Genomic DNA, 25,758 nt, shown 5'->3' with positions numbered 1-25,758 from the left:
GAGTATTTTTTAGGAATAATTAAACAATCCATTTTTTATATTGTTCTAAAATTGGTATCCTTGCCGATAAACTTAAATTTTAGGGGAAATCTATCGTGGAAATGATGTCTGGTGCCGATATGGTCGTGCGGGCTCTTACCCAGGTGGGTGTAAAACATATTTTTGGTTATCCGGGCGGTGCTGTTCTGGATATTTATGATGCTTTATTTGAAGCTGAAGGTATAGAGCATATTTTAGTGCGCCATGAGCAAGCTGCGGCTCATATGGCGGATGGTTATGCGCGGGCAACAGGTAAAGTTGGTACTGTGTTAGTCACGTCAGGCCCGGGCGCAACCAATACTATTACCGGAATCGCTACGGCTTATATGGATTCGATTCCTATGGTTGTTTTATCAGGTCAGGTCGCCACAAGCTTAATAGGTGAAGATGCGTTCCAAGAGTGCGATATGGTGGGCTGCTCACGACCTGTGGTTAAACACAGCTTTTTGGTAAAACGTGCCGAAGATATTCCGGCTACTATTGCAAAAGCTTATCATATTGCCGCGACTGGCCGACCGGGCCCTGTAGTTGTTGATATTCCAAAAGATATTGTTAACCCGAAAGAACAACACCCGTATGTGTTTCCTGAATCCGTACAGATGCGCTCCTATAACCCTCATGTAAAAGGGCATAGAGGGCAAATAAAAAAGGCCCTGCAAATATTGTTAGCAGGGAAACAACCTGTACTTTATTTAGGTGGTGGTGCCATAGCGGCTAATTGTAGTGAGTTAATTACGGCATTTGCTGAACGACTCAATTTACCCGTTACCAATACTTTAATGGGGTTGGGTGCATTCCCTGGAACTCACAAACAATGTTTAGGTATGCTAGGCATGCATGGGACTTTGGAAGCAAATAATACCATGCACCATGCCGACGTTATTTTAGCTCTGGGTGCCAGATTTGATGACAGGGTGACTAATAATGTTAAAAAGTTCTGCCCGAATGCAACCATCTTGCATGTTGATATAGATCCGGCTTCAATTTCAAAAACCATTAGTGCGGATGTGCCTATTGTTGGCTCTGTTGAGCAAGTGGTTAATGACATGATGTCGCTGCTTGATAGCAAGAGTGAAAATTTTGAACCACAAAATTTATCGGATTGGTGGATGCAAATCGATACGTGGCGAGAAAGAAATTGTTTGGCCTATGAAAAATCAGCGCAAACAATTAAACCCCAGCAAGTGGTCGAGGCTTTATACAAACACACCAATGGTGAAGCTTATGTCTGTTCTGATGTCGGCCAACACCAAATGTTTGCCGCCCTATATTATCCATTTGACAAACCTCGACGTTGGATTAACTCTGGCGGTTTAGGCACTATGGGGTTTGGTTTACCGGCGGCAATGGGCGCGAAAGTTGCACTACCTGATAGTATTGCTGTTTGTATTACGGGTGATGGTAGCATTCAAATGAATATTCAAGAACTTTCGACTTGTTTACAATACAACATCCCAGTTAAAGTGATTTCACTAAATAACCAGGCGTTAGGTATGGTTAGACAGTGGCAGGATCTCATTTATGGAGGGCGCCACAGTCATTCTTACATGGAATCTTTGCCTGATTTTGTCGCACTAGCGGAAGCTTACGGTCATGTGGGTATTAGAGTTTCTGACCCAGCTGAACTCGATGCCGCGATGGAAAAATGTTTTGCGATGGAAGACAGAGTGGTATTTATGGACATCCTGGTTGATCAAAACGAGCATGTATACCCAATGCAAATTAAGTTTGGTGCAATGGACGAAATGTTACTAAGCAAGACGGAGCGTACCTAATGAGAAGAATCTTGTCTGTATTATTAGAAAATGAGCCTGGTGCTTTATCCCGCATTGTCGGTTTATTTTCGCAGCGTGGTTACAATATCGAAAGTTTGACCGTTGCACCAACGGATGATGAAACTCTGTCGCGCTTAACAGTGATCACAGAAGGTGATGATAAGGTTATTGAACAGATCACCAAACAAGTAAATAAGCTTATCGATGTGCTTAAAATTCAGGATATCACTGAAGGGGAGCATATCGAGCGTGAATTAATGCTGATTAAAATTAAAGTCGATAGCTTAAGCACTCGAGCCGAAATAAAAGGCTTAAGTGATATTTTCAGAGCGCAAATTGTCGATGTATCTACTTCTACTTATGTCGTTCAAATTGTTGGCACAACCAGTAAGTTAGACGCTTTTATTGAAGCAGTCCGCAGCGAAGCTGAAATTATTGAAGTCTCTCGAACTGGGGTCACAGGCTTATCACGTGGCGAAAAATCACTGCGTTTTTAAACACAGCCGGCCTGGTGTAATAACCAGGCTAAATAACCACAGACGATTATTAAAATACCACTTAACCCTTGCCAAAAAGCCATTGGATTACGCTGTATTAGCGGTAATTTTTGCGGTTTTAAATAGCTTGGGTTGGGTCGGTTTAAGTCTTGTAAAAACTCAAACAAACTATCATATCTAAGATTGGGTTGCACGGCCAAAGCGCGTGCGAGTGTTTTGTCTACCCAATTGGGAATATCTTCTCGGTAATGGCGAATATCTGTGTAGCTCAATGCCCTTTGAGAAGCTAATGATTTGCATCTTGCCACCTTATTACCGTACGGATACTGGCCTGTTAATAGATAATACGCAAGTACTGCGATAGAAAAAAGATCCGAGCTTGTACTGCCTTGTTCACCTAAAAAATATTCTGGAGCACTATATAAAGCTGTGCCCTGCAGATATGTTGCTGGTGGACTGTTTTCTAACTCGCCGATACCTTGAATATAAACAGAACCAAAATCAGCAATTTTAATGGTGCCGTCTTCATCGATGATAATATTTTCCGGCCGTATATCCTGGTGTAACATGTCTTTACGGTGAAAAGCATACAGCCCCTTACACAGCTGCTGTAAAATGTCCCTGACCAGAGTTAACGATGGGGTTGGATTATCAACTGCCCATTGAGCCAGCGTCTGGTTGCCGGCGTATTCAGTCACTACGTAGAGCGCGCTTTTTGCAGTGGATTGAGGTGGGCTATTTACAACATGAACACTATTGATGCGGCGTGCGACCCACTCTTCGGTTAATAGTTTACTCAAAAACTCGGGGTTTTGAGCACTTTCGCCACTAGGGAATTTAATTGCATAGTATTTTTTATCGGTATCTTGGGCAAGAAACACCTGGCTGCGACTGCTGTGATGGAGCTGCCGGATCAATCGGTATTGATCAACTTGTTGACCAGCCGCCAACTGCTTTAATATGGGGAGCTGTTCAACATCTTTTTGTAGTTGCCAATGTAATTGCTCGGGCAGTTGATCAATGCGCGCAATTTGCAGGCTTAAGTTGTCTTTACTGCCTCGCGCCAATGCGGTTTTACATAAACGTTTAGCTAACTGATTTAAATTACGAGGATCCCGTTTAAGTTCATTTGAAATCTCAGCCATTGGTAAATATTCGTACACACCGTCGGTAACCAACAATAAAATATCACCTCGTTCAATACGGCAACTAAAATATTCAAATTCAGCTTGTGGTTCTATACCAAGGGCTTGAGATAAATAGCTATGATTGGCACTGGTCCAAATCCTATGATCTTTACTTAACTGCTCAATACCAGTTTTACTAATGTGGTAAATGCGAGAGTCACCAATATGAAAAACATGCGCTGTTTGGTTTTTTAAAACTAAACCACTGAAGGTGCAAACATAGCCCTTTTCTTTATTGTAACGACCCGCACCTTGCATGGTTTGGTTGTATAACCACCGATTAAGCGCTTGGCAGACTTTTAAACCCGCGGTTTTTACGGTCCAGCTCTCTGGCGTACTATAATAATCACTAATAAAATTCTTAACGGCAATTTCGCTTGCCTGATGGCTATGAGGACTGGGGCTGATGCCATCGGCAATGGCTAAAGCAACCCCTTTAATATCTAACGTCCAGCCATCTGGGTGATGCGCATTAATACTATCTTGGTTGAGGCTTTTTTTACCCTGTTCAGAGTATTGCCCAATACTCACTTTTAATGCTTGCATACCCATACCTTTGTTTATTAACGACTGCGTTTAGGTGAAGTTCGCACGTGAGTTGAATACAGGGTTAAGCCTGTAAACGCAAGACCACCGACTAGGTTACCTAGCGCCGTTGGTATTTCGTTCCAAATAAGATAATCTGCAACTGAAAATTCCCCGCCCATAATGATACCGAATGGGAACAAAAACATATTCACAACCGAATGCTCAAAACCCATGAAAAAGAACAAAAATATCGGCATCCACATGGCAATGACCTTGCCGCTGACATTGGTTGAGATCATAGCGCCAACAACACCCATAGAAACCATCCAGTTACATAACATGCCGCGGATAAAAATCGTCATCCAACCGGCAAAACCATGCTCTGCGTAACCTAGAGTTCGCGCTTCACCAATGCCAGCAATCTTCTCTCCAATGACACCCGCGTCAACGTTATAACCATAGGTAAAAATAAAAGACATCATAAAGGCAACCGTGAGAGCACCTGCAAAGTTACCAACAAAAACCAATCCCCAGTTGCGTAAAATACCACTAATTGTGACACCAGCTCTTTTATCTAACCAAGCCAGCGGAGCCAATACAAAAACACCCGTTAGCAGGTCAAATCCCATAAGGTACAACATGCAAAAACCGACAGGAAATAAGATGGCTCCCAATAAAAAACTACCGGTTTGCACGGCAATGGTAACCGCAAAAACGGCAGCTAAAGCTAAAATGGCGCCCGCCATAAAAGCACGGATTAAAGTGTCTTTAGTCGACATAAATATTTTAGATTCACCGGCATCTACCATTTTTGTGGCAAATTCGGCGGGTGCTAAATAAGACATAACTCAGTCCTCTTCAGTGGATGTTAGAATAAAAGAATGAATATTTACCAAGATTTGTAGGGTAAAAACTTACCGTTTAAGGTGAGCAAAACACGATCGCCTTTAGGATCTTCAATTTTGTCGACTTCCATTGAAAAGTCGATTGCACTCATAATCCCGTCGCCAAATTTTTCTTGGATGACTTCTTTTAAGGTATCCCCGTAAACCCCCACAACTTCGTATAGACGATAAATAAGCGGGTCCGTTGGCACCGCTTGGTCCCATATTTTAGTTGGGTAAGCGATCAGCGCTTCTGTCACAGCATCTGGTAAATCTAAGTAGGCAGTGATTTTAGCTGCTTTTTCTTTTGGGGCGCTGTTCATACCCAAACAGGCTGATGTTAACCATACCGGCGAAAAACCTAAATCATTGGCGATTTTCTCCCAGCTGAGCCCTTTAGCCAGCTTTTTTTGTACAATTAAATCCGTCATAGTTTCTTTATTCATGTTAGCGTCCTTATCCAATGCACCCTTGTGGTGCTTAATTAGATGATTAATACCGTTAAGTGGTAATTTTAGTACCATTATTGGTGCACCAAAGATAGTTTTAATAATGGTCGTTAGGGATAGTGCAAAAGAAGTGCCAAAATCGAAAGTGGGTAAAGGTCGCTTTCGACAGCGTAAAAGCGGTAAAAGTGTTCAAGCGTCGCGTGGCAGGCCTTTTTCAACTGCTTTTATCAAACGTCGGGTTTTATTATTTTGTTGAAAACCGGCTTGTTGTTCTTTAATCGCCCATTCAATATGCTCGCTTAACAGCACATCATCAGAAACTTGGGGTAAGCGCGCCTTTAATGCTGTTAAAAGCGCGTCGGAAGCAGGCGCATTGCCCATAGCAACCGCTAAATTACGCTGCCAAAAGCGATAACCTATGCGGCGGATGGCAGAGCCTTGGGTATTGTTTAAAAATGTCTGCTCTGACCACTGCCAAAGGCTTAATAAATCAGCTTGGTCGATTTGTTGGCGAGGGCTAAAGTCACCTTCACTAGTGACCTTAGCAAACCGGTTCCATGGACAGATCAACTGGCAGTCGTCACAACCGTATATTCGATTGCCGATCGCCTTGCGATAAGCCAGCGGAATACTGCCTTTGTATTCTATTGTTAAATAGCTGATACATTTATTGGCGTCTACTTGATACGGCTCAACAATCGCATTAGTGGGGCAAATGGTCATGCAAGCAACGCAGCTTCCGCATTGGTCTGTTTTGGGATGATCAACTGGTAGTGGTAGATTAATTAAAAGTTCACCTAAAAAAAACCAGCTACCTGATTCGGCATCTAATACTAAACTATGCTTACCTGTCCAACCTAGGCCGGCTTTCACTGCCAGAGGCCGCTCTAAAATAGGCGCTGAATCAACAAAGGGGCGAAAACCTATATTTAATTCGGTTTGCTGTTCGATGATTTGGCCCAGTTTTTTTAGTTTATTACGTAGCGTTTTATGATAGTCACGACCTAATGCATAACGGCTAATATAGGCCTTATGTGGATTTTTTAAAGTTTTGGCAAAGCCGGCTTTGGGGGGGAGGTAATCCATTCGTACGCTGATACAGCGTACGCTACCCGGATGCAGTTCTGCAGGTCGGGTTCTGAGCGTACCATGGCGCGCCATATAATCCATCTCGCCATGGTAGCCTTTATCTAGCCAGTTTTGTAGAGCGGCTTCATGCTCAGTTAAGTCTAGATCACTAATGCCAACTTGCTGAAAGCCCAGACTGAGTGCCCATTGTTTAATTTGTTTGGCCAGTTTTTCTAACTGTTTATCACTTAACGGCATGCTTATTTGATTTCGGCTGAACTGGTCGTAAATTTAACGTATTATAACCTTAAATGTGATTGATTAATATTGAATTAAGATGCTTCTACATAGTACCCAAAACTTACCAGAACGCTTATTTACCGCTGCTCAAGTTGCGCATGCTGAAAAAATGATGCAGCAAAATAATCAAGTTGATTTATACCAGTTAATGAAAAAAGCGGCGGTGGCGCTATTTGAGGTTATTTGTGCATGTCAGGCACCACATAAACAATTAGCTATTTTATTGGGAAAAGGCAATAACGCGGGGGATGGTTTGGCTGTGGCGCAATTAGCGCTAATGGCGGGTTGGCGAGTCACCTTATTACCAATGCCAGGTTGTGCCAATTGGCAAGGGGCTGCTGGGCAAGCCTATGCCGATCTGTCATCTGGCGGACAGTGGGCGAACCCCAATGATGCAGATTTTTCGCAATTTGAAATAGTGTTAGATGCAGTTTGTGGAATAGGTTTTAAATACGAATTTAGTGACGAATGGCGAGATATTTTAAAGCGGGTGAACCAAGCGGCCACTTGTGTCGTAAGTGCGGATATTCCAAGTGGGTTAAACGCAAACAATGGTTATGCAGTGACAGGGACATTAAAAGCAAGCCACACAGTTACTTTTCTGGCGGTTAAACCTGGCTTGTTGACCGGTGATGCTAAAGACTATGTTGGCCAGATACACTTCGCTGGTTTGGACGTGCAAGATGAAGTTGTTAGGTATAACCGGAGTTATTTTCATCGTTTAGACTTTAATCAACTTAAACAAAGCATTCCAGCACGGGCTGCCAACAGCCATAAAGGGGATTTTGGGCGAGTTTTATGTATCGGTGGTGACAAAGGTATGTCTGGGGCTATTCGTTTAGCTGCGCTCGGCGCATTAAGAGCTGGTGCGGGCACAGTCACGGTGCTGACTCATCCAGACAACTATGGGCTGGTGGCGGGTGGGCAACCCGAGTTAATGGTGCTGGCGGCTAACGGCCTGACACCGCAGGTTAAAAAACAAATTGAGCAGGCAGATTGCATCTTAATTGGACCTGGTTTAAATACAGGTGGCTTTGCAAACGGCTTGATGCAATATATTTGTGGTTTGCCACAAGCTAAGGTCGTTGATGCAGATGCTCTCAACTGGCTTGCAGCCAATCCACAAAAGCAGCACAATTGGATATTAACACCGCATCCGGGGGAAGCAGGTCGGTTATTAAAATTGACCACAGCTCGAGTGCAGCAAAGTCGATTTGATGTTGCCAGCGAAATCCAAGCGCGCTATGGAGGCGTTTGCATTTTAAAAGGTGCGGGCAGCATCGTTAGCAATGAATATAACAGTGCAATCTGTACATTAGGCAACCCAGGTATGGCTGCTGGTGGCATGGGCGATTTGCTAGCCGGCATTTGTATTGCTTTATTAGGACAAAAATTTAGTTTACAGCGAGCGGCTGAGATAGCGGTTTGTGTCCACGCTAAAGCGGGTGATTTAGCGGCTAGGAAAGGTCAAAGAGGCATGATTGCCAGTGATTTATTGCCGTTTGTTCGGCAGCTTTTAAACCAAGCGGTAGACATAGAATGAAGATTATAAAAAGATTAGAGAGTAGCGAACAAACTGTGCAATATGCCAGTCAGCTCAGTAGAGTCAGCCAAGCGCCGCTCGTTATTTTTTTAACAGGTGATTTAGGTGCCGGCAAAACAACATTTTCGCGTGGTTTTATTCAGGGTTTGGGGTTTGACGGCAATGTAAAATCTCCGACTTATACTTTAGTGGAACCTTATCAATTTGCAGATATCGAAATATATCATTTTGATTTGTACCGATTGAGCTCTCCAGAGGAGCTGGAGTTTATTGGCATTGAGGAATATTTTACCGCAAAAAGTATCACCTTGATCGAGTGGCCTGATAAAGGAGCTGGATGGTTGCCACAAGCAGATATACATGTTGAATTAATGCATGATAACAACCAACGGGTTGTCACCTTAGTGGCAGGTACAGAAATTGGACAAAAAATATTAAACGCACTTGAATGAAACAGACTATTTTAACTAAATTTATTGCAACGATATTGACTTTAAGCGCTTTGATTGCGCCAGTGTTTGCTGCCAATAAAATAGAAAGTGTTCGTATTTGGCCGTCACCAGATAGTACCCGAGTGGTATTTGATCTTAGTGATAAACCCGAATATAGCTATTTTTTTCTAAGCAATCCTGATCGTTTGGTGATTGATCTGCGCCACACCAACCGCAGCATTAAATTAACTTCGGTTAAAGCAAAAGGTGATTTGCTTAAACGCTTGCGTTATAGCTCGCCTGAATACAAAAATTCAACTCGGGTTGTTTTAGATTTAAATAAAAGTCTACAAGCGGGAATTTTTGCACTGCCGCCAGTGGGGCAGTACGGCAACCGTTTGGTGGTGGATTTAAAAGATGCACAAGCTTCAATATCGGCGAAGCCACCAGAAAGTATCAGCGCCAATCCGCTTCGTGATCTGATTATTGCCGTGGATGCTGGCCATGGGGGAGAAGATCCAGGCTCGATTGGCCCCTCTGGCTTATACGAAAAAGTTGTTACGTTTCAAATTGCCCAAAAGGTAAAAGACTATATTGATAATACGCCTGGGATGAGGGCTGTATTAACCCGTGAAGGTGACTATTATGTGCATGTTAATAAACGTTCTGAAATAGCGCGGCAAAAAAAAGCAGATTTATTAATTTCAATTCATGCGGATGCTTTCACTAGTCCACAACCTAGAGGCGGATCCGTTTGGATTTTGTCAATGCGCCGCGCGAATACAGAAATTGGTCGTTGGATAGAGCAAACAGAGCAGCAGGCAGAATTATTAGGGGGCGCTGGACGTATTATTCAAGATAAAAAAAGCGAAAAATATCTTGCTCATGCTTTGTTAGAAATGTCGATGGACCATAGCATCTCAAGTAGCTATTTGCTCAGTGAAAAGATGGTTGAAGCCATGTCAAAAGTTACTCGTATGCATAAGTCGACACCACAAGCGGCTAGTTTGGGCGTTTTAAAATCTCCAGATATACCCTCTCTGCTGGTAGAAACTGGGTTTATGTCAAATCCATCAGAGGAGCGTTTATTAAGCCAGCATGAGCATCAAACTAAGTTAGCAAAAGCCATTACAAAAGCCATTGATAGTTATTTTACCGATTATCCCATTGCAGGTACTTGGCATGCCAGCCAACAAAAATCACAGCAGCATGTGGTTAAACGTGGTGAATCGTTGTCGCGTATTGCCAAACGATATTCAACTTCAGTGGCGGCCCTTAAATCAAATAATCAGCTAACATCAGATTTGTTAAAAGTTGGCCAAGTGCTTAAAATACCCTAATGCCCATAAAAATACTTTCTGCACAACTTGCCAATCAGATAGCTGCCGGTGAAGTGGTCGAGCGACCTGCTTCTGTGGTCAAAGAATTGGTAGAAAATAGCTTAGATGCGGGTGCGACTAAAATTGAGCTTGAGATTGAAGGTGGTGGTAGCCGTTTGATTAAAGTTCGAGACAATGGTGTTGGCATCGCCCAAGCTGAATTGGCGTTAGCATTATCTCGCCATGCAACATCAAAAATTAGTGATTTAAGCGACCTCGATAAAATTATGAGTTTGGGCTTTCGTGGTGAAGCGTTAGCCAGTATTAGTTCAGTTGCTCGGCTAACGCTTACATCTTGTACGGCTGATCAAAACTGTGCCTATGCAGCTTCCGCGGAAGGTCGTGAGATGACTGTCGAGGTTAGGGCTGCTGCACACCCGCAGGGAACGACTGTCGAAGTTGCAGATCTATTTTTTAATACCCCTGCTCGACGGCGTTTTTTACGTACTGAAAAAACTGAATTTAGTCATATTGATGAGGTGATCCGACGCATTGCGCTAAGTTGTTTTAACATCCAGTTTAGACTAAGTCACAATGGACAATTAGTCCGTCAATATATGCCAGCAAGTGACAGCCAAGCTCAAGACAAGCGTATTAAAGCGATTTGTGGTGCTCACTTTTTACAAAACTCGTTGAAAATAAACGCCAGTTATGACGGTTTAGAACTTTCCGGCTGGCTTGGCAGTCGGCGTGCGGCACGAAACCAAGCTGATTTACAATATACCTACGTCAATGGTCGAATGATGCGTGATAAATTGCTTAATCACGCCATTCGTCAAGCGTTTTCTGATAAGTTAGCCAATGAGCAGTATCCAGCATTTGTATTATATTTAACGTTAGATCCTAGCCAGGTTGATGTGAATGTACACCCAGCCAAACATGAAGTTCGTTTTCACCAAGCACGCATGGTACATGATTATGTTTATCGGGTATTAGCAGAAACATTAGAGCAAGATGATATTCAGGTGGCAGCACAAAATGAGTATGCTCAGCCAAGCATTGCTGACACTGTTGATATGGCAAATACTAAGGATCGCGAGACCAGTCCTGATCTAGTTAACGATCAGGTTAGTTGTTACAAACACCCGCCGCAAAAAGCCAGCAATGAATATCAAAAAAGCAAAGCTGAACAAGTTCCAGAGAGTCGTCCAGTACATGCTATTAGCACTCTTTTTCCGGGCCAAAAGCACTTAACAGGTGTTAGCGCAGCGCGCGCAAAAACAGGACAAACCGATACACAGGCGCAATCGAGCCATTTATACGGGCAGCTTATTAAACCATCTTCGGTTTTACCTCAAGCAAAACAAACTGGGTATAACTCCAACACGGCTAGCGATAAAGATTGGCTATATTTAACTTTGGTGCAAGAAAAATGGTTACTCTTTAACTACCAAGGACATTTACATGCAACGGCTGCATTGCCTTGCTGTGAGTTTTTGGCAAAAAACAAGTTGAGTCGCAGTTTAGCCACTGGTATTGTCAGTCAACCTCTATTGTTGCCTGTTGCTATCTCAGTTGAAAATGCAGAAATTGAATTGTTAAAAACGCATCGCGACCAGTTTGAAGCGCTGGGATTTGCTGTAAAAATATCGCCGAGCAATAAGCTGGTGGTGCAAAAAATTCCGGCAGTAGTCAAAGATTTTCAGATAAACTCTATTATTTTTAAGCTTTTGCGAAAGATCAGTGAACAAAACGAGCAATTGAATAGTCATAATTGGCTAAACGCACTGAGCCAGGCGGTTGCACCTGAGCTAATTACTCAGCCTCAGCACTTTAGTTTATGGTTGAATGATGTTTCTGAGCAAGCCGAATCGCAGTTGCAAACGTATTTGCAGCAAAATAGCGTTAAAATGGATTTAAATCAGTGGTTGGATAGTTGAATTGAAATTAAAGAATAAACAAACTTTATGTTTAATGGGGCCGACAGCGTCGGGAAAAACGGCGTTAGCACTTGCTATTAGTGAACGTATCCCGTGTGAAATTATCAGTGTTGATTCGGCACTCGTATACCGGGGTATGGATATAGGTACAGCCAAACCGAGCGAGCAAGAGCGGTCTTTAGTGCCTCATCATTTAATTGATATTCTTGATCCCGCGCAAACATATTCGGCTGCGGATTTTAGACTTGACGCATTAAAGCTGATTGAACAAATTCATGCACGTGGTAAAACGCCCTTGTTAGTTGGCGGTACAATGTTGTATTTTAAAGCTTTATTAGAAGGTTTATCACCATTACCTGCGGCTGATGCAAAGGTACGGTCTGAGTTAGCTCAAGAGGCAGAAATCTGTGGTTGGACTGGATTACATGCACAATTGGCAGCTATTGACCCTCAGTCGGCAGCAAAAATTCACCCGAATGATCCACAAAGAATCAATCGGGCACTTGAAGTTTATCGCATCAGTGGCCAAACTATGAGCGAGCTGACAGCAGGACAGGATAGTGTATTTCCTTATCCAGTTATGCAGCTGGCGATAGGGCCGCAAGACAGAGCCGTGTTGCATCAGCGTATAGAGCAACGTTTTCGGCAAATGTTGGCGCAAGGATTTGAAGCTGAGGTGTTAAAACTCTATCAAAGAGGTGATCTAAATGCAGATTTACCCTCTATCAGATGTGTAGGGTATCGCCAAATGTGGGATTATCTTGAAAAAAAATCAAACTATGATGAAATGACCTTTCGAGGCATAGTGGCAACTCGGCAACTGGCCAAGCGTCAAATGACGTGGTTGCGGGGGTGGCCAAATATTAATTGGCTTGATAGTGAATCATCAGGGTTGATAAATCGTGCTTTAGCACTCATTAAAGAAAATACTGCTAGTTAAAAGAAATTTAACAGTCTAGAATGCTGGTAAAAAAACAATAAGGAGCCGAACATGGCCAAAGGACAATCATTACAAGACCCATTTTTAAATGCACTGCGTCGTGAACGTATTCCAGTGTCAATTTATCTAGTAAATGGTATAAAACTTCAGGGACAGATAGAGTCTTTTGACCAATTTGTCATTTTGTTAAAAAACACGGTCAGCCAGATGGTATATAAACACGCGATTTCAACTGTGGTACCGGCACGACCCTTTCAAACTAACCCAAATGCGCAACCAACCAATTACAGTAACGAAAACGAGATTGAACAACAGTAATTTTTGTTTTAGGAGTCTGACGCTTGTTTGATAGATACAAAGCAGGCGAGCAGGCCATATTAGTACATGTTGATCTGGACGACGAAATCGCCAGAGAAGACTTAGACGAATTAAAGATGTTAGCGTCTTCAGCGGGAGTGAATACTCTAGCTGTGGTGACGGCGTCACGAGGTAAACCTGATCCCAAATATTTTGTTGGTACAGGTAAAGCTGAAGAAATTCAGCAGACTGTGGTCGCGCTAGAAGCTAATGTTGTCATTTTTAATCACGCATTAAGCCCATCGCAGGAAAAGAGTCTGGAAGCATTGTTTAAATGTAGGGTGTTAGATAGAACCACCTTAATTTTAGATATATTTGCCCAAAGAGCTCGTACGCATGAGGGTAATTTGCAAGTTGAACTGGCTCAGTTAAAGCACATTTCAACTCGCTTAGTTCGTGGTTGGACTCACCTTGAACGGCAAAAAGGTGGTATAGGTTTACGTGGGCCGGGTGAAACTCAGCTGGAAACCGATCGCCGTTTAATTCGAGGGCGGATCAAAAATATTCAACGTCGTTTAGAAAAGGTTGAAAAACAACGAGATCAAGGGCGACGGGCTCGTAAACGATCAGATACGCCGACGATTTCTCTGGTCGGTTATACCAATGCGGGCAAATCGACGTTATTTAATCGTTTAACCGAAGCCGACGTGTATGCAGCTGACCAATTGTTTGCAACATTAGACCCGACGTTGCGAAAGCTTTCGCTTGGAGAAGTTGGCGATGTCATTTTTGCCGACACTGTTGGTTTTATTCGCCATTTGCCGCATGATTTGGTGGCAGCGTTTAAAGCAACCTTACAAGAAACGCGTGACGCAGATATTCAATTACACGTAATAGACGCATCTGATGAGCGCCGAGCTGAGAACATTGAATCAGTCACCCGAGTGCTCGAAGAAATTGAAGCGGACGATATTCCGCAGATCCTCGTTTATAACAAAATCGATCAGCTGGATGGGGTTCGACCGCATGTTGATAGAGATGACGAGGGTAATATTGTGCGGGTTTGGTTATCTGCACAAACAGGAGAAGGTTGCCAATTGCTGCTAGATGCATTGCAAGAGCGGTTGGCTCGCCAAATGGTTGAATATCAATTGGCAATACCTCAAAGTGAACAACAATGGCGAGGCATATTTTATGCGTTAGATTGCATAAAAAATGAATCCTATAGTGAGATTGGCGATTGGTTAATTGATGTGCGAATGCAGAGCGAGGATTGGAATCGCTTAAATAAGCAACACAATAACCAATTAGAAGCATTCATAATTCATTGATTTAGTTGGAGTGTATTATGGCCTGGAACGAACCGGGTAATAACAACAATAAAGACCCTTGGGGTAATCGTGGTGGAAAAAATCAGGGGCCCCCTGATTTAGATGAGATTTATAAAGATACCATGAAAAAAATTCGCAAATCTTTTGGCGGTGGCAATGGTGGCAATAGTAACAATCAAGGTGGTGGCTTTAGTAGCACTGGTTTGATTTTAGTACTGGTCATATTTTTATTGGTCTGGATCTATTTAGGTGCCAATACCATCCGCGAAGCCGAGCGGGGTGTGGTATTAAGGTTTGGTCAATTCCACAGCATTATCGAACCAGGCTTGCAATGGCAACCCGCATTTATTGATAAGGTTTACCCTGTTAATGTTGAAAGTGTTGAGTCGTTAACTTCAAATGGTGTGATGTTGACTCGCGACGAAAACGTGGTGATGGTTGAGATCGAAGTTCAATACCGGATCGAAAACCCGAGGGACTTTTTATTTAGTGTGACTGAACCCGTTTATAGCTTGCGCCAAGCAACCGATAGCGCATTGCGATATGTTGTAGGTCACTCAACAATGGATGATGTACTCACTAAGGGTCGTGAGCAAGTGCGCCAGCAAACTTGGGAAAACATCGAAAATACGATTGAAAAGTACAATACCGGGTTGCAAGTGGTTGACGTTAACTTTTTAGCGGTACGCCCGCCAGAAGAAGTCAAACCGGCGTTTGATGACGCAATCGCTGCGCAAGAAGACGAAAACCGATATATCCAAGAAGCACAAGCCTACGCCAGAGCGCGTGAGCCTGAAGCGCGTGGTAAGGTGCGTCGTATTCAAGAAGAAGCAGAAGCTTATAAGCAGCAAGTTATTCTAAAAGCTCGCGGTGAAGTTGTACGTTTTGAAAAGTTACTCCCTCAGTATGAAACGGCACCAGAGGTGACACGTAAACGTTTGTATTTAGAAACAATGGAAAGCGTTTATAGTAAAACCAGCAAAATTGTGGTCGACACTGAAGGCAATGGCAACATGATTTATTTGCCGCTGGACAAAATTTTAGAGCGACAAAATGGCACAGAGCAAAAGAAAAACACTGAAAACACCGATAGTGGACGCTATACGCCGCCAGTGAATGTCTCCAATGATCAGTCCAGACAGTCGGGCAGTTTACGGGATTCAGGTCGTTATACAGGAGGCCGATAAATGAAAAATTTAATTATCATTGTTATAGCTGCTGTGGCGATCACTTCGTTCTCATCACTATTTGTTGTAAGTGAAGGAGAGCGCAGTATTGTCAGTCAGTTTGGTAAGGTTAAACGTGATAGCCAAGACCGTACTGTTGTTTATGAACCAGGTCTGCATTTTAAGATCCCATTGATTGAAAAAGTACGTATTTTGGATGCACGTATTCAAACCTTAGACAGCGAATCAGATCGATTTGTTACATCAGAGAAAAAAGACTTAATTGTTGATTCTTATGTCAAGTGGCGGATCCAAGATTTTGAGCAATACTACTTAAAAACCAGTGGTATCAAATCGAACGCCGAAGCCTTGTTAGCGAGGAAGTTTAACAATGGTTTACGCAGCGAAATTGGGACTAGAACCATAGCTGAAATTGTTTCGGGCGAACGCGATGAGTTAATGGATAAAGCATTAGCTTCAGTGAAAGAAAGCGCACGAGAGTTGGGTATTGAAGTTGTTGATGTACGAGTTAAAAAGATCAACTTACCAGATGAAGTGAGCTCTTACATTTATGATCGCATGCGTGCTGAGCGTAATGCGGTGGCTGCTGAGCACAGGTCACAAGGTAAAGAGCAAGCTGAATTTATCCGCGCAGATGTTGATGCAAAAATTACAGTAATGATTGCGGATGCTGAGCGTAACTCACGTGCGATTCGTGGTGAAGGGGATGCAGAAGCGGCTAAAATTTATGCTGAAGCCTACAATCAAGATCCAGAGTTTTACGCCTTTATTCGAAGTTTAGAGGCGTATCGCGCGAGCTTTAACGAAAAATCTGATGTGATACTGGTTAAACCAGATAGTGAGTTTTTTGAATACATGAAGCTGGCTGGCGAATGATTAAAAAACCCTGCTTAGGCAGGGTTTTTTGCTTTTGGGAGGCTGATAATGCAATTAGATTGGATTAAATTAATTGCCTTAGTATTGATAGTTGAAGCAATTGGGCCGTTTTTATTTCCACAAAAGTGGCAAAAATACCTAGCGCAAATGGCCCGTATGCCGACTGAACACTTGCGGATGGTCGGTGCAATTTTATTGGCAACAGGCACAATAATTCTTTGGTTGGCGGGTTAAAAATAAAAAATCTGCTTTTGTTAATGATCTTAGCGGCGTAACTTGATAAAATCCGCGCCCTGCTTTTTTGGAAAAGATTCGGTGATCATGGGTAAAAACGTTGTTGTTCTAGGCACCCAATGGGGTGACGAAGGTAAAGGTAAGGTTGTTGACCTGCTGACAGATAAAGTCAAATATGTGGTGCGCTACCAAGGCGGCCATAATGCAGGCCACACGTTAGTCATTGATGGTGAAAAAACTGTCTTGCATTTAATACCATCAGGTATTTTAAGAGATAATGTTACCTGCATTATCGGCAATGGTGTTGTGTTATCCCCAGAAGCTTTATTAACTGAAATGAAAATGCTTAAAGAGCGTGGTGTTCCAGTTGAAGAGCGTCTGAAGATCAGTGAAGCCTGTCCGCTTATTTTGCCTTACCATGTTGCGTTAGATAAAGCGCGTGAAGTGGCTCGTGGCGAAAATAAAATTGGCACGACAGGACGCGGCATAGGTCCAGCGTATGAAGATAAAGTTGCACGCCGTGGTTTGCGGGTAGGCGATTTATTCTGTAAGGATTCTTTTGCTGAAAAGCTAAAAGAGGTTATGGCGTTACATAACTTTACTTTGCAAAACTATTACCAAGCCGAGCCAGTTGATTATGATAAAACTTTGGCTGATGCGTTAGAGTTGCGTGATATTTTAACCAGCATGGTTGTTGATGTAACCGAAGTGTTAGACAATGCCCGCAAAAAGGGTGAATCCATTTTATTTGAAGGTGCTCAAGGGACTTTGCTTGATATTGACCACGGCACTTACCCTTATGTTACTTCGTCTAATACGACTGTCGGTGGTGTTGCAACTGGTTGTGGTTTTGGTCCACGTTATTTAGACTATGTTCTCGGTATTGTAAAAGCCTATACGACCCGAGTAGGCTCAGGGCCGTTTCCTACCGAACTAGACTGTGAAGTGGGCCAACATCTTGGTGTTAAAGGTCATGAATTTGGTGCAACCACAGGGCGTAAACGTCGCACTGGCTGGTTTGATGCAGTTGCCATGCGTCGTGCAGTGCAAATTAACTCAATCAGTGGTTTTTGTGTCACTAAATTAGATGTCTTAGACGGTTTAAAAGAAGTTAAAATCTGCGTCGGTTATAAAGACGAAAATGGTCAAGTCAGTAGTGTCCCGCCAATGGCCGCAGACGGTTATGAGTGTGTAACCCCTGTTTACGAAACCATGCCAGGTTGGGATGCTAACACTTTTGGTGTCACTGAATACGACAAGCTGCCTCAAGCAGCAAAAAATTATTTAAAACGAATAGAAGAGATCTTGGAAGTGCCGGTGCATATTATTTCGACCGGTCCGGATCGTAACGAAACTATGATTTTAGAAAACCCATTTGGCTAAAATGAAAACAGCCCAAATGATGGTTTAAAAACCGGCTTAGGCCGGTTTTTTTATAACTAAAGTAAAATACAGGAGCTAAAAAATGGTGGTAATGGCTGGTAAATCTGCACGCCCTGGCAAACCTATGTATGCCTCTGCGCAACATATCCTAACGCGTAATCCAGAACGAATAAAAAAAGCCCAGCAGGAACTAGAAAAAGGGGCTGATTTTGCTTTGCTCGCTAAGCGTTATTCAAATTGCCCAACGGCGAAAAAAGGCGGTGATTTAGGTGAGTTTAAACGCGGCGTTATGGTGAAGTCATTTGATGCTGCAGTTTTTTCGGCTAAACCTGGTCAGATAGTTGGTCCAGTTAAAACTAAATTTGGTTACCACTTAATCAAAGTCCATTATCTTAAATAAACAAGATTGCTGCTTGTCTTTTGAGCAGCTTTAACGTAAACTTCGCGCCCTCAAATCAGTCATTTATTAAGTTCCTTGCCTCCATAGGCAGTCTGACTGAGCTGTTCTCGGGGCTAACTAACCGTAAGGAGCACACATGCGTCATTACGAAATCGTATTTATGGTCCACCCGGATCAGAGTGAGCAGGTTGCTGGCATGATCGAGCGCTATGAAGGCATCGTTAAAAATGCTGGTGGTCAAATTCACCGTCTGGAAGACTGGGGTCGCCGTCAACTGGCTTATCCAATCGAAAAACTACATAAAGCACACTATGTACTTATGAATGTTGAAGCAACAACTGCTGCCATCGAAGAACTGGAAACCGCTTTCCGTTTCAATGATGCGGTATTACGCAACATCATCATGCGTACTAAAAATGCTGTCACTGAAGCTTCTCCAATGGCGAAGAAAGAAGAGACTAGCACGCGTGCCCCACGTGGTGAAAAAGCTGAAGAAAGCAAGGCTCAGGCTGCTGAATAAGCGTGCTTGAAAATAGCCTGGTTATTGCTGGCAAGCTTGTTAAAGCGCCTAAATTTAGCACTAGCCCAGCCGGTATTCCACATTGTCATTTTGTTTTAGAGCATTTGTCTGAGCAATATGAAGCAGGTATGCCACGTAGGGTTTGGTGTCGAATTAAAGTGGTTGCAAGTGGGCTAACAATACAGCAGCAAGTTAAGAATTTAACCGCTGAGCAGTTAGTCAGAGCTGAAGGGTTTTTGCAACGGCAAGAATCTATTAACGGTCTGGCTCAATTAATTTTGCATGCACAGCGAATTCAACAAATAGATTAGGAGAAAGCCAATGGCTCGTTATTTCAGACGTCGTAAATTTTGCCGTTTCACGGCTGAAGGCGTAAGCGAAATCGATTATAAAGATATCGCTACTTTAAAAAACTATGTCACTGAAAGTGGCAAAATCGTACCAAGCCGTATCACAGGTACTAGTGCTAAGTATCAGCGCCAATTAGCTCGTGCAATCAAGCGCGCTCGTTATTTGTCGTTGTTACCATACACTGACTTACACGCTTAATCACCGAATAAATAGTTTAAAGGTAGCAAGATGGATATCATTCTTCTCGATAAAATTGCCAACCTGGGCACATTAGGTGATCAGGTTTCAGTTAAAGCCGGTTACGCGCGTAACTTCCTGTTTCCACAGGGTAAAGCAGTACCAGCCAACAAAGCGAACGTAGAATATTTTGAGCAACAGCGTGCGGAGCTTGAAGCTAAATTAGCAGACGTATTAAGCGCTGCTGAAGCACGTGCTGAAAAAATCAATGAACTGTCATCAGTCACTATTGCTTCTAAAGCAGGTGAAGAAGGCAAATTGTTCGGTTCTATCGGTACTCGCGATATTGCTGATGCTGTCACTGCAGCTGGTGTAGAGGTTGCTAAGTCTGAAGTTAAATTACCAGAAGGTGCGATCCGCAACACTGGTGAATTTGAAATCAGCCTGCAATTACACGCAGATGTTATTACAACTATCAAGCTAGAAGTTATTGCTGAAGCTTAAGCTTGATACCCCGTACCTAAGATTCAAGAATTGAAAGCACCGTCTTGCTGGGCGGTGTTTTTCACTTACCCCCTTTATTTTTTCTACAAATGTTATATCATTACAAGCTTACTTCGGCGGTAGGATTTATGTATGCAAGATAAACTCAACAAAAATAACTGGCTCGACAGAATGAGTATTGCTGCGACCTCTTTGTGTGCAGTTCACTGTATCTTTTTGCCTGTTCTGTTGCCTGTGTTACCTTTGTTAGGTTTATCTATGGTCGCTGAAGATACGTTTGAGCACCTCATTTTATTAATTACACTGGTAATGGGTTTTATTGCGTTATTTGCTGGTTTTCATAAATATCATAAAAAACTTTACCCATTTTATTCACTAGCTTTGGGTGGCATTATTTATGCTAGCAAACACGAAGTGAGTGAAGCCGTGCAACCATACATGATTGCGGCAGGTGCAGGCCTTATCGTACTGGCCCACATTTTAAACATTCGTTTATGTAAAAGCTGTAAAAGCTGCTAAATTTCGACCAAATTAACGTCATTTTTTACTCGAATTCTAGCTTTGCTTAACTTAAACTAGCGCTAAGTTTATCAATCAAGACTCGGATTCGTTGCGCCTGTGGCCATCATACAACTTTTAAAAAACCTATTGCGCCAATATGGAGTCTTAACGCTGCTGTTAAGTAGCATTGCTTGTTTATACTGTGTCGCTCTATTTCAGGTATCAGAAGCACAAGACGAAAACCATTTTTTTAGCGAACAATTATACACCCAAAGCAGTACCTTAAATGAGTTAAGTGTGGTGTTGTTAAATGCTAATACAGATATGCGTCACTTACGTTATCTCAAATCTCGCTTGAACAGTGTTCAGTCTAGTTTAGCGGCAGCAGAAAAATTACATGCTTTACAACAAAGCAATGCCATTATGCTGCAACAATTACAAGCTTTATTAGATGAAGAGCCGTATGCAAAACAAGCATTATTAGATTCATTTGAAGATGTTTATTTGCAAATGCAAGCCGCGCAAAAATCGCTCACACAAACGCGTCGTTCACACAGCCATATCTATAAAGTAATGTCACTTTTTTTGCCAGTTTTGATAATTTTGTCATTAGTTATTTTTTATCAATATCGTTATAAACCTCTATATCGCAGAATCAGCCATTTTTATCAGAATGAAAAACAGGCAAAATTTTTATTAGAAAAACGTGGCCAGATCAGTGAAGCTTTGCAACAAAATCATCTTAATATGATTTATAAGGTGGGGCACCTAATGCGGGTTTCGTTAAATAGTGCTTTAGGTATGCTACAGATTGCCACAACCGAATCGGCTGATAAAGACGCTGCTTTGGCTAAAACTACACAAGCTATCTTAGACATGCAAGATGCAATTAATGTGGCCTCTGAATATGCTGAGCTTGAACAAGGCAGTATCGTGCCCAAAGCGCGTCCTTTTTGTTTATTTAGTGCGTTAGCTGAGATCCAGCATAGATATCTAAATAAACTCGTTGCCACACCTGTTAAGTTTATTATGCAAGTTACCCCAAATGTACCTATGAGTTTGGTCGCTGATGAGTATCTGCTGCAAAGAGTACTGAATCATCTATTAGATAATGCTATTGAACATACCGAAACGGGTAAAATCAGGGTTGTTTTTACCGTTTCAGAAAAAAAGTCTGACCATCTTAAAATACAAGTATTAGATACAGGTACTGGGATCTCAGCACGGCAATTAGAGCATATAAAAAAAGGTCAATTACAATTAGACACAGACTCTCAAGTTGAAGCAAACGCAACTGGTTTGGGCATATACACAGTTGCTCGTATTATAAAACTGCTTGCAGGCCATATCGAATATCATAGCCAACCAGGCCATGGAACTAACGTTATTTTGGAAATACCATTCCAACAAGATTGTGAGCGTCACTATTTACCAAGTTTACAAACGGATCTTTTAGTTAAATATAAACAAGTGCAGGTAGTCACTGAAGATCTGCTGTTATGGCAATATTATCAAATGTTATTTAGCAAGCTGGCACTCACTGTCGAGCAGCAAGCTGATTGTGTGATTGAAGCTAATTCAGACACGTTATACCTAATTGATAAAAAATGTCACCATCATGATCATTTCCATGATACCCAGAATGTGATTATATTAGCTTCCCAAACCCGTAGCTGTAGCCGTTATTTGCTGCCTAGATATGCCACCCTAGAGCTTATTAGTACACAACTTGACCTCGAACCTCAGCGAAGTTCGCAAACATTAGCCAATAAAAGCGTATTAGTGGTTGAAGATAATGATATTAATCAAGAAGTTATTTTGGCCCAGCTCAGTCAGTTCAAAATCGAAAGTCAGGTGGTTGCAAATGGCGAAGAGGCGATAGCCATATTAGCGGATGAAAAGTTTGATTTAATTTTAATGGATTTAAACATGCCTAAAATGGATGGGCTGGCATGTACGAAAGCATTACGAGCAAGAGGTTTAACCACTCCGATTATTGCACTTACTGCACACACGCTAAGACAAGACGAAATTAAGTGTTTAGAAGCGGGTATGAATGGCTTTTTACGAAAACCGCTCGCACCAGATACCTTGTCTCAAACTCTTCAACATTATCTAATGTGAACAACAAGCCCCCAAATAGGTATTTTGGGGCTTCATTGCTCGAATAAAACCGAATGTGATGAATAAAAATAGCTTTTAACGTAAGACTTTGTTTGCTCATGTGACTAGATTGTGAAAGAATCAGACATATAGCAAGACTTTTAAGTGTGAGTTGAAAAGTGATAGACGCCGATGGTTATCGCGCCAATATCGGCATAGTAATTTGCAATCGATCTGGCCAAGTTTTTTGGGCGAGAAGATATGGGCAGCACTCTTGGCAATTTCCTCAAGGTGGTATGGATCCGGGTGAAACCCCAGAACAAACCATGTATCGGGAATTGTACGAAGAAGTTGGGTTAAAACAGAAAGACGTAGAGATTATGTATGTCACTAAAAATTGGCATAAATATCGTTTACCTCGACGCTTAGTGCGAAAAGATTCTAACCCAGTTTGTATCGGGCAAAAACAAAAGTGGTTTTTACTACGACTAACCTGTGCAGAGAGTGATGTAAACCTTTTAAGTTCTAACCATCCGGAGTTTGATGAGTGGCGTTGGGTAAGTTTTTGGTATCCAGTTCGTCAAGTGGTTTCATTTAAACGGGATGTATACCGCAAGGTAATGAAAGAGTTTGCGCCAATTGCTATGCCTAATAAGCGACACAAAGAACATAAACGCCACAATCAAAACAATCGAAAACGGAGATCTTATCGTCGATGATTAACACGCTCAAGCGCATTGTTGATGAAATGACCCGCCAGCCAGTGCTTGAAAAAGCATTGGCTAGAGTCGCTCATTTGACCAAAGATGCGATGAAAACTGAGTGTTGTTCAATTTATCTTGCCGATGAAGAAAATAAACATTATTTACTGATGGCTACCGATGGTTTGTCCCCAGCTGCTGTGGGGTCGGTGGCTATAGGTTTTAATGAAGGTTTAGTGGGTTTAGTCGGCCAAAAAGAAGAGCCGGTTAATGTTGCAAATGCGCATGCCCACCCAAGATTTTTGGTAACTCCCCAAGTTTTAGAAGACGGATATAACTCTTTTTTGGGTGCGCCAATTATTCATCAACGACAAGTCGTGGGTGTTATTAGCGTACAACATTCCCGCCATGAAGTTTTTGACGAAAACCAAGTTGCTTTTTTGGTCACTTTGGCAACACAATTAGGCTCAGCAGTTGCGCACGCAGAAGCACGAGAAGCTCTGAACCGTACCGAAAGTCCTGAATTAAAAAAACGCGCTCGAGCGATGCGAGGGGTGGCCGGTTCAACGGGGATTGCACTGGGCACTGCTTTTGCAATCCAGCCTCATATCACTTTTTCGTCCATTGTGCCACGCCGCACCCGCAATGTTGGCCGCGAGATCGTGCGGTTTAAACAAGCGGTTAAAAAAACACAAATAGAACTAAAAGAGTTGTCAGTTAAAATGACAACCATTTTGCCAAGCGATACGTCAGCCATCTTTGACGTATATCATCATATGCTTAATGACGATTTATTAGGTGATAGAGTACAGCAACAAATCCACAATGGGTGGAGCTGTGCGACCTCACTTAAAATAGTGATCGAAGAGTTGTGTGCCGAACTAGGGCAAATGGAAGACAGTTATATTCGTGAAAGGATCACGGATATTCGCGATATAGGGCAGCGTGTATTAACCAACCTGGTTAAAAAAGAAATGCAAAAGCGGCCGATGCCGGACGATCTTGTATTGGTGGCTGAAGAAGTCACAGCCTCTATGTTGGCGGAAATACCACGAGAAAAATTACGCGGTATTTGTTCAATGCGGGGGTCTAATAATTCGCACGCTGCTATTTTGGCTCGCGCATTGGGGATCCCGGCTGTAATGGGTCTAGAAGACCTACCAATGAACAATATTGATGGTCGTTCGACGATTTTAGATGGCTACAGTGGTTTAGTTTATTTTAATCCTGATCCTGTTGTTATTAAAGAATACCGGCAATTGTTAATGGAAGAACAAGAGCTTGAAGACCTAGTAAAAACCGTTGCTGACGAAGCGGCTAGAACGAAAGATGGTGAACCTTTATCACTTAGCATAAATACAGGGTTAGCTGCGGACTTTGAGGTGGTGCGGGGTATTCACGCCGACGGTGTTGGTCTTTACCGAACCGAAATACCTTTTATGATGCGCAGTTGTTTTCCATCTGAGCAAGAACAATATGATTTATACGCCAAAGCATTAGATGCCTACCCGGGAAAGTCTGTGCTGATGCGTACTTTGGATGTTGGTGGTGATAAGCCACTACCTTATTTTCCGATAGAAGAAGACAACCCCTTTTTGGGTTGGCGCGGCATCCGGATGACGCTCGATCATCCTGAAATCCTTTTAGTCCAAGTCCGAGCAATGTTGAGGGCTAACATTGGACGCGGAAATTTGAAAATTTTGTTGCCTATGATCACTTCGGTGCAGGAAGTGGCTGATTGTATGCGCTTAATTCAGCAAGCTCACCATGAACTTGAAGAAGAGTTAAAATGTGATGTGCCTTGGCCTCCTATTGGCGCCATGTTAGAAGTACCGGCGGCTATTTACCAAATTGGTTTATTGTCGCAAATGGTTGATTTTTTCTCGGTTGGTAGCAATGATTTAACTCAATATTTATTGGCAGTTGACCGCAACAACCCAAAAGTTGCTAGCTTGTATGATTGTTATCATCCTGGCGTGTTAGAAGCGCTTGGTTTTATAGCTCAGCAATGTAAACGCTTTAAAGTGCCGGTCAGCGTTTGTGGAGAAATGGCTGGCGAACCTATAGGACTGCTGCTGTTAGTGGCAATGGGCTACCGTAGTTTTAGTATGAGTGCGCAAAACCTGCTAAAAGCCAAGTGGGTTCTTAAAAGTGTCACCCTTGATGAAGTAGAATATCTTAAAAATCAAATCCGCGAGTTGGCTTGTCCCGAGCAAATTAAAAAAATGGTCACGCAGAAGCTTGAAGACTTAGGGATGGGTGGTTTTATCCGCGCCGGTAAATAACTAACAGG

At 42.5% G+C, this 25,758-nt stretch carries 26 protein-coding genes; 22 read left to right on the top strand and 4 right to left on the bottom strand.

Annotation, left to right across the window (positions count from 1 at the left end):
• Positions 1-95 precede the first annotated feature (95 nt).
• Both C727_RS0100895 and ilvN read left to right on the top strand, forming a co-directional pair.
• Complete coding sequence (locus tag C727_RS0100895; protein ID WP_017443734.1) at positions 96-1,814, top strand: acetolactate synthase 3 large subunit; 1,719 nt, start codon at positions 96-98, stop codon at positions 1,812-1,814.
• Positions 1,814-2,311: an acetolactate synthase small subunit gene (gene ilvN, locus C727_RS0100890; RefSeq protein ID WP_017443733.1), complete on the top strand. Its 498-nt coding sequence runs from the start codon at positions 1,814-1,816 to the stop codon at positions 2,309-2,311. Before C727_RS0100895 ends, ilvN begins: the two co-directional genes overlap by 1 nt.
• On the opposite strand, the gene C727_RS0100885 is transcribed toward ilvN, so the two are convergent.
• The 4 genes from C727_RS0100885 to queG all read right to left on the bottom strand — a co-directional run bounded on the left by C727_RS0100885 (position 2,308) and on the right by queG (position 6,685).
• A complete protein-coding gene (locus C727_RS0100885; RefSeq protein WP_017443732.1) occupies positions 2,308-4,044 on the bottom strand; it encodes a bifunctional protein-serine/threonine kinase/phosphatase in 1,737 nt (578 codons plus the stop codon). The two genes, ilvN and C727_RS0100885, sit on opposite strands and share 4 nt — an antisense overlap.
• A gap of 17 nt (positions 4,045-4,061) precedes the next feature.
• The gene (locus tag C727_RS0100880) at positions 4,062-4,871 is read right to left on the bottom strand and encodes a formate/nitrite transporter family protein (RefSeq protein WP_017443731.1); all 810 of its coding nucleotides are present in this window, start codon (positions 4,869-4,871) and stop codon (positions 4,062-4,064) included.
• A 44-nt stretch (positions 4,872-4,915) separates the two neighbouring features.
• A complete protein-coding gene (gene cynS, locus C727_RS0100875) occupies positions 4,916-5,356 on the bottom strand; it encodes a cyanase (protein WP_017443730.1) in 441 nt (146 codons plus the stop codon).
• Positions 5,357-5,548: 192 nt separating this feature from the next.
• Complete coding sequence (gene queG / locus C727_RS0100870; protein ID WP_017443729.1) at positions 5,549-6,685, bottom strand: tRNA epoxyqueuosine(34) reductase QueG; 1,137 nt, start codon at positions 6,683-6,685, stop codon at positions 5,549-5,551.
• Positions 6,686-6,764: 79 nt separating this feature from the next.
• On the opposite strand from queG, the gene C727_RS0100865 reads away from it, so the two are divergent.
• From C727_RS0100865 to ptsP, 20 genes are all read left to right on the top strand, one after another.
• Positions 6,765-8,270: a bifunctional ADP-dependent NAD(P)H-hydrate dehydratase/NAD(P)H-hydrate epimerase gene (locus C727_RS0100865; RefSeq protein WP_017443728.1), complete on the top strand. Its 1,506-nt coding sequence runs from the start codon at positions 6,765-6,767 to the stop codon at positions 8,268-8,270.
• Positions 8,267-8,722 (top strand): tRNA (adenosine(37)-N6)-threonylcarbamoyltransferase complex ATPase subunit type 1 TsaE, encoded by a 456-nt coding sequence (gene tsaE, locus C727_RS0100860; RefSeq protein WP_017443727.1) that lies wholly within the window; start codon positions 8,267-8,269, stop codon positions 8,720-8,722. Before C727_RS0100865 ends, tsaE begins: the two co-directional genes overlap by 4 nt.
• Positions 8,719-10,041, top strand: a complete 1,323-nt coding sequence (locus C727_RS0100855) for an N-acetylmuramoyl-L-alanine amidase (protein WP_017443726.1) — start codon at positions 8,719-8,721, stop codon at positions 10,039-10,041. The genes tsaE and C727_RS0100855 overlap by 4 nt, the downstream gene beginning before the upstream one ends.
• Positions 10,041-11,960: a DNA mismatch repair endonuclease MutL gene (gene mutL / locus C727_RS17740; protein WP_017443725.1), complete on the top strand. Its 1,920-nt coding sequence runs from the start codon at positions 10,041-10,043 to the stop codon at positions 11,958-11,960. Before C727_RS0100855 ends, mutL begins: the two co-directional genes overlap by 1 nt.
• A gap of 34 nt (positions 11,961-11,994) precedes the next feature.
• Positions 11,995-12,900 (top strand): tRNA (adenosine(37)-N6)-dimethylallyltransferase MiaA, encoded by a 906-nt coding sequence (gene miaA, locus C727_RS0100845; RefSeq protein WP_202803555.1) that lies wholly within the window; start codon positions 11,995-11,997, stop codon positions 12,898-12,900.
• Positions 12,901-12,951: 51 nt separating this feature from the next.
• Entirely contained in the window at positions 12,952-13,218 is a 267-nt protein-coding gene (hfq, locus tag C727_RS0100840) for an RNA chaperone Hfq (RefSeq protein WP_017443723.1), read from the top strand.
• A 23-nt stretch (positions 13,219-13,241) separates the two neighbouring features.
• Positions 13,242-14,528 (top strand): ribosome rescue GTPase HflX, encoded by a 1,287-nt coding sequence (gene hflX, locus C727_RS0100835; protein WP_017443722.1) that lies wholly within the window; start codon positions 13,242-13,244, stop codon positions 14,526-14,528.
• Positions 14,529-14,545: 17 nt separating this feature from the next.
• Positions 14,546-15,715 (top strand): FtsH protease activity modulator HflK, encoded by a 1,170-nt coding sequence (hflK, locus tag C727_RS0100830; RefSeq protein WP_017443721.1) that lies wholly within the window; start codon positions 14,546-14,548, stop codon positions 15,713-15,715.
• A complete protein-coding gene (gene hflC, locus C727_RS0100825; protein ID WP_017443720.1) occupies positions 15,716-16,591 on the top strand; it encodes a protease modulator HflC in 876 nt (291 codons plus the stop codon).
• Between the two features lie 48 nt (positions 16,592-16,639).
• Positions 16,640-16,825, top strand: a complete 186-nt coding sequence (locus C727_RS0100820; RefSeq protein WP_017443719.1) for a DUF2065 domain-containing protein — start codon at positions 16,640-16,642, stop codon at positions 16,823-16,825.
• Positions 16,826-16,912: 87 nt separating this feature from the next.
• Positions 16,913-18,208: an adenylosuccinate synthase gene (locus tag C727_RS0100815; protein WP_017443718.1), complete on the top strand. Its 1,296-nt coding sequence runs from the start codon at positions 16,913-16,915 to the stop codon at positions 18,206-18,208.
• Positions 18,209-18,290: 82 nt separating this feature from the next.
• Positions 18,291-18,608 (top strand): peptidylprolyl isomerase, encoded by a 318-nt coding sequence (locus C727_RS0100810; RefSeq protein WP_017443717.1) that lies wholly within the window; start codon positions 18,291-18,293, stop codon positions 18,606-18,608.
• Between the two features lie 136 nt (positions 18,609-18,744).
• Positions 18,745-19,128, top strand: a complete 384-nt coding sequence (gene rpsF, locus C727_RS0100805) for a 30S ribosomal protein S6 (protein WP_017443716.1) — start codon at positions 18,745-18,747, stop codon at positions 19,126-19,128.
• 2 nt (positions 19,129-19,130) lie between these two features.
• Positions 19,131-19,439 (top strand): primosomal replication protein N, encoded by a 309-nt coding sequence (gene priB, locus C727_RS0100800; protein ID WP_017443715.1) that lies wholly within the window; start codon positions 19,131-19,133, stop codon positions 19,437-19,439.
• Positions 19,440-19,449: 10 nt separating this feature from the next.
• Positions 19,450-19,677 carry a 30S ribosomal protein S18 gene (rpsR, locus tag C727_RS0100795; protein WP_017443714.1) on the top strand — a complete coding sequence of 76 codons (228 nt, stop codon included), beginning with the start codon at positions 19,450-19,452 and terminating at the stop codon, positions 19,675-19,677.
• A 30-nt stretch (positions 19,678-19,707) separates the two neighbouring features.
• Complete coding sequence (gene rplI, locus C727_RS0100790) at positions 19,708-20,160, top strand: 50S ribosomal protein L9 (protein WP_017443713.1); 453 nt, start codon at positions 19,708-19,710, stop codon at positions 20,158-20,160.
• Between the two features lie 132 nt (positions 20,161-20,292).
• Positions 20,293-20,679 (top strand): MerC domain-containing protein, encoded by a 387-nt coding sequence (locus tag C727_RS0100785; RefSeq protein ID WP_017443712.1) that lies wholly within the window; start codon positions 20,293-20,295, stop codon positions 20,677-20,679.
• A 99-nt stretch (positions 20,680-20,778) separates the two neighbouring features.
• Positions 20,779-22,785: an ATP-binding response regulator gene (locus tag C727_RS0100780; protein ID WP_017443711.1), complete on the top strand. Its 2,007-nt coding sequence runs from the start codon at positions 20,779-20,781 to the stop codon at positions 22,783-22,785.
• A gap of 158 nt (positions 22,786-22,943) precedes the next feature.
• Positions 22,944-23,483 carry an RNA pyrophosphohydrolase gene (gene rppH / locus C727_RS0100775; protein ID WP_017443710.1) on the top strand — a complete coding sequence of 180 codons (540 nt, stop codon included), beginning with the start codon at positions 22,944-22,946 and terminating at the stop codon, positions 23,481-23,483.
• Complete coding sequence (gene ptsP / locus C727_RS0100770; protein ID WP_017443709.1) at positions 23,480-25,750, top strand: phosphoenolpyruvate--protein phosphotransferase; 2,271 nt, start codon at positions 23,480-23,482, stop codon at positions 25,748-25,750. Before rppH ends, ptsP begins: the two co-directional genes overlap by 4 nt.
• Positions 25,751-25,758 lie beyond the last annotated feature (8 nt).

The sequence above is a fragment of the Gayadomonas joobiniege G7 genome (assembly GCF_000300815.1).
GTDB lineage: Bacteria > Pseudomonadota > Gammaproteobacteria > Enterobacterales > Alteromonadaceae > Catenovulum > Catenovulum joobiniege.
Note: the sequence above shows the minus strand (reverse complement) of the source record. Positions and strands in the feature narration are given on the sequence as shown.

Coding starts and splice junctions, on each gene's coding strand:
- ilvN (WP_017443733.1), top strand. CDS start 1,814: ATGAGAAGAATCTTGTCTGTATTATTAGAAAATGAGCCTGGTGCTTTA.
- C727_RS0100885 (WP_017443732.1), bottom strand. CDS start 4,044: ATGCAAGCATTAAAAGTGAGTATTGGGCAATACTCTGAACAGGGTAAA.
- C727_RS0100880 (WP_017443731.1), bottom strand. CDS start 4,871: ATGTCTTATTTAGCACCCGCCGAATTTGCCACAAAAATGGTAGATGCC.
- cynS (WP_017443730.1), bottom strand. CDS start 5,356: ATGAATAAAGAAACTATGACGGATTTAATTGTACAAAAAAAGCTGGCT.
- queG (WP_017443729.1), bottom strand. CDS start 6,685: ATGCCGTTAAGTGATAAACAGTTAGAAAAACTGGCCAAACAAATTAAA.
- C727_RS0100865 (WP_017443728.1), top strand. CDS start 6,765: ATGCTTCTACATAGTACCCAAAACTTACCAGAACGCTTATTTACCGCT.
- tsaE (WP_017443727.1), top strand. CDS start 8,267: ATGAAGATTATAAAAAGATTAGAGAGTAGCGAACAAACTGTGCAATAT.
- C727_RS0100855 (WP_017443726.1), top strand. CDS start 8,719: ATGAAACAGACTATTTTAACTAAATTTATTGCAACGATATTGACTTTA.
- mutL (WP_017443725.1), top strand. CDS start 10,041: ATGCCCATAAAAATACTTTCTGCACAACTTGCCAATCAGATAGCTGCC.
- miaA (WP_202803555.1), top strand. CDS start 11,995: ATGGGGCCGACAGCGTCGGGAAAAACGGCGTTAGCACTTGCTATTAGT.
- hfq (WP_017443723.1), top strand. CDS start 12,952: ATGGCCAAAGGACAATCATTACAAGACCCATTTTTAAATGCACTGCGT.
- hflK (WP_017443721.1), top strand. CDS start 14,546: ATGGCCTGGAACGAACCGGGTAATAACAACAATAAAGACCCTTGGGGT.
- hflC (WP_017443720.1), top strand. CDS start 15,716: ATGAAAAATTTAATTATCATTGTTATAGCTGCTGTGGCGATCACTTCG.
- C727_RS0100820 (WP_017443719.1), top strand. CDS start 16,640: ATGCAATTAGATTGGATTAAATTAATTGCCTTAGTATTGATAGTTGAA.
- C727_RS0100815 (WP_017443718.1), top strand. CDS start 16,913: ATGGGTAAAAACGTTGTTGTTCTAGGCACCCAATGGGGTGACGAAGGT.
- C727_RS0100810 (WP_017443717.1), top strand. CDS start 18,291: ATGGTGGTAATGGCTGGTAAATCTGCACGCCCTGGCAAACCTATGTAT.
- rpsF (WP_017443716.1), top strand. CDS start 18,745: ATGCGTCATTACGAAATCGTATTTATGGTCCACCCGGATCAGAGTGAG.
- rpsR (WP_017443714.1), top strand. CDS start 19,450: ATGGCTCGTTATTTCAGACGTCGTAAATTTTGCCGTTTCACGGCTGAA.
- rplI (WP_017443713.1), top strand. CDS start 19,708: ATGGATATCATTCTTCTCGATAAAATTGCCAACCTGGGCACATTAGGT.
- C727_RS0100785 (WP_017443712.1), top strand. CDS start 20,293: ATGCAAGATAAACTCAACAAAAATAACTGGCTCGACAGAATGAGTATT.
- ptsP (WP_017443709.1), top strand. CDS start 23,480: ATGATTAACACGCTCAAGCGCATTGTTGATGAAATGACCCGCCAGCCA.